Origin of the sequence: Pantoea sp. JV6 (assembly GCF_025910055.1) — a bacterium.
GTDB classification, from domain to species: Bacteria; Pseudomonadota; Gammaproteobacteria; order Enterobacterales; family Enterobacteriaceae; genus Pantoea; species Pantoea agglomerans.
The window spans coordinates 1-2,941 of record NZ_JAPCIM010000007.1 but is presented as its reverse complement, the minus strand read 5'-3'; the positions used below and the strand labels follow the sequence as shown (position 1 = coordinate 2,941).

Sequence of the window (2,941 nt, the reverse complement as noted above, 5' to 3'; positions counted from 1 at the left end):
TTCCGCTGACCTACGTTTACAGCGACAGCCAGAGCTATGAACCGCTGGCCCGTATTGATGGCGTGGAAAGCCCGGAGATTTACTGGTTCCATAATGCGGCCAACGGAATGCCGGAGCTGCTGACTGACGGTGAAGGGCAAAAAGCCTGGGAAGGGATCAACAGCCCTTGGGGCAAGCTGCTGCGTGAATCCAGCCAGCGGATGCCAGTTGTTCAGCAGAACCTGCGTATGCAGGGCCAGTACCTGGACCGGGACAAATTTGCATAAGCAAATTTGAACATCGCTTCAGCGATGGCCCCAGGGAGGTGAGGCACCGCAGGGGCCGAATCAACCGGACTGCACTACAATCTGTTTCGTTATTATGACCCGGACAGCGGACGGTTTACCCAACAGGACCCGATAGGGCTGGCGGGCGGGATTAACCTTTACCAGTATGCGCCGAATGCGCTGGGTTGGGTGGATCCGTGGGGGTTGAGTCGGTGTAGTAATGGAAATAAGGATAAACCGGATTTCTATGTTGGGCCAGCAGGACCAAGTGCAACAATGCCTTCAACAGGTTATCGGTACATGAGGTATTTAAATGATGATGGGACACCAGACAGATTTTTAGAATCAACCCTTAACACTAAATCTGCGCCAATTACCTATTTTGGTTTCAAAAAATTCGAAAGTGGAAGCGCTACTCGTGATGCTTTCCAAATTAAAGGTCTTGATCCGAACAACCCTTTAGATGTTTCATGGAGTGATGGCAGATTGAGAGGCACGTTTGATACCTTACAACTTTACGAAAATGGTGTACCTCAGGCTAAAGTTCCTAGAATGTTTGGTAATAAAGAGGGGGCTCCTCTTGAACCATTTACCGAAGCTTACACAGAATATGGAAAGGGTGGGGTTCAACAACTTATTGCTGACAAAAAAACAGTAATATTTGATGAGATTAAAATTCTTCCAGAGGGCAAAAATGAACCTTGATTCTTATAATGAAGTTTTAGACTATCTTAATGAATATTTTACATTAAGGGTTAAAGATGAGATTTATTTACGTGCGTTGAGAGAGTTGATCGAGGGGTCTAGAAGACAAAAGACTGTAACTATCAGACCCATGCAGATACTTTTTTTAGAATATGTAAAGAAATATAATGACTATAACGTAGCCACTATGGAAGAAGAAAAAAATCTTTGGAGAGATCTTTTAGATTGCTGGCAATAATTCGATATAAATCTATTATTGCTTGCCCGGTTTAGCCTACATTTCACCCTTATTGGAATATTTGCGCTGGTGGGCGAAGTTAACTACAGTTTCTATGCGCTAAGATGTAAGGCTGTTATAATTAATGTAATGTATAAAACCTGAAAAATAGTAACATAATGGCAGTTATCCTCAAAATTATTTCGATGATGAGTCAATTTTAGAGCCTTTGCTGGGATTGGATTTCGGTAGTTCAGGGATGTGACCAATAAGAAATTTATTACTCGCACCTCCTGGATATATGATGACATTTTGAGGAATGCATGAGTTGATGAGCATTATTTATATGGTAGAAAAATCCGGCAGGGTAATTGAAGACTTTATTGATCAAGTGCCTCTTAGTGATGCAATTTTTTAACCGATGTTTAAGTGTATTCCTATGAGATTTACTAAAAGTGATTTGATTTTTACAGGTTATGGTGTCGATATATTAAAGAAAAATGATGGTTACTATATTCGATATGATGATGGTACCGTGGCTACGTTTGAAAAAGAATCAAAAATAACTTTTGATGAAGCAATGAAGGCTCAAAAAAGTGAAAGTGATGCTTATGAAGTTATTATCGCTACCCAATCCAGAGAAGGACGGGGACGGCCTCAGTTTTGATTGTTGAAAATTTTTAAAATGCTTAAGTGTCATTCCTTCTGTAAAAAATATAAGTAAATTGCAATGGTGAGTGATTTATTTTAGTCCTTTAGATAAATCATGAAGTGATGCTGGCCGTAGAATGGAATTTGATACGTTACAACTTTAGGAAACGACGTGCCACAAGTGCGTCATCCACGAGTGTTTGGCGATAAAGACGTAACCCCTCTTGAATTATTTAGCAAGACGCACCCAGATTATGGTGCTGGAAATGTCCAACAGATGTATGCTGATAATAGGATAATAAATTTCGATAAAGTCGATATTTTACCGGAGAGAGAATGATAGATTTATTTTCCTACAATGAAGTTTTAGATTTTCTTGAAACATTCTTCCAAAAAATGATTAAAGATGAAGCGTATCGCAAAGAGATGAAACTTATCATTGATGGAAGTCGTAAAAATAAAACGGTTTCAATACGGGCTATAGATGTTTGCTTCATGAATTATCGTAAGGTTACGGGTGATTATAGTCTCCCTACAGATGAGGAGATGGAAATCTGGAAGCAGTTATTTAATGTTTGGCAGTGATAATTGAATTGATTCAATTTGATTTAAATTATGCATCGATTTTAAGGTGGATGATATGATGAATTTTAGAAAGGCAAAAAGCTTGAAAAGGTATTAAGAGTTCATGGAATAAACAGCTACTACAGCTGTCGGGGATAGCTGAGTAAAGTGTCTTAGCATTTGCCCTTGCCTGATACCTAACAGATTTGGCAGGGCGAACTGGTGTGGAAGTATGACGCGCTGGGCAACTGCACTGCCTTAACCCTGCTGGATGGTCGCAACCTGAAGCAGCTTTACTATGGCAGCGGCCATTTGCTGAGCATCGCGCTGGACAACCTGCCGGTCACGGAATTTACCCGCGACACGCTGCACCGGGAGCTAAGCCGGACGCAGGGCGGCCTGACCATGCGCAGTGAATATGACCGGTTAGGCAGACTGCGCCGCCGTGACGTGTTTAAGGGTGACTCACAGCGACCTGCACCGCGCGTCTGGTCCCGTCGACGCGACTTCGATTACGGCAACAATCTGATCCGTGAAT

The 2,941-nt window shown here is 41.8% G+C and carries 4 protein-coding genes and 2 pseudogenes; all 6 read left to right on the top strand.

Translation table 11 applies throughout. The features are described from left to right. Positions 1-482: pseudogene (locus tag OK412_RS23455) on the top strand (RHS repeat-associated core domain-containing protein); the annotation flags it as partial. 84 nt (positions 483-566) lie between these two features. After that, on the top strand, positions 567-971 hold the full coding sequence (locus OK412_RS10100; protein WP_264353133.1) for a hypothetical protein: 405 nt from the start codon (positions 567-569) through the stop codon (positions 969-971). Continuing rightward, entirely contained in the window at positions 961-1,209 is a 249-nt protein-coding gene (locus OK412_RS10095; protein WP_099257985.1) for a hypothetical protein, read from the top strand. The genes OK412_RS10100 and OK412_RS10095 overlap by 11 nt, the downstream gene beginning before the upstream one ends. Before the next feature lie 418 nt (positions 1,210-1,627). Continuing rightward, positions 1,628-1,855 (top strand): hypothetical protein, encoded by a 228-nt coding sequence (locus OK412_RS10090; RefSeq protein WP_072000452.1) that lies wholly within the window; start codon positions 1,628-1,630, stop codon positions 1,853-1,855. Between the two features lie 320 nt (positions 1,856-2,175). Further along, positions 2,176-2,424, top strand: a complete 249-nt coding sequence (locus OK412_RS10085; RefSeq protein WP_033779344.1) for a hypothetical protein — start codon at positions 2,176-2,178, stop codon at positions 2,422-2,424. A 189-nt stretch (positions 2,425-2,613) separates the two neighbouring features. Next, a pseudogene (locus OK412_RS10080) lies at positions 2,614-2,941 on the top strand (hypothetical protein); the annotation flags it as partial.

Bases quoted from the DNA above. Each gene is read 5' to 3' on its own strand.
- OK412_RS10100 (WP_264353133.1), top strand. From the start codon at position 567: ATGAGGTATTTAAATGATGATGGGACACCAGACAGATTTTTAGAATCA.
- OK412_RS10095 (WP_099257985.1), top strand. From the start codon at position 961: ATGAACCTTGATTCTTATAATGAAGTTTTAGACTATCTTAATGAATAT.
- OK412_RS10090 (WP_072000452.1), top strand. From the start codon at position 1,628: ATGAGATTTACTAAAAGTGATTTGATTTTTACAGGTTATGGTGTCGAT.
- OK412_RS10085 (WP_033779344.1), top strand. From the start codon at position 2,176: ATGATAGATTTATTTTCCTACAATGAAGTTTTAGATTTTCTTGAAACA.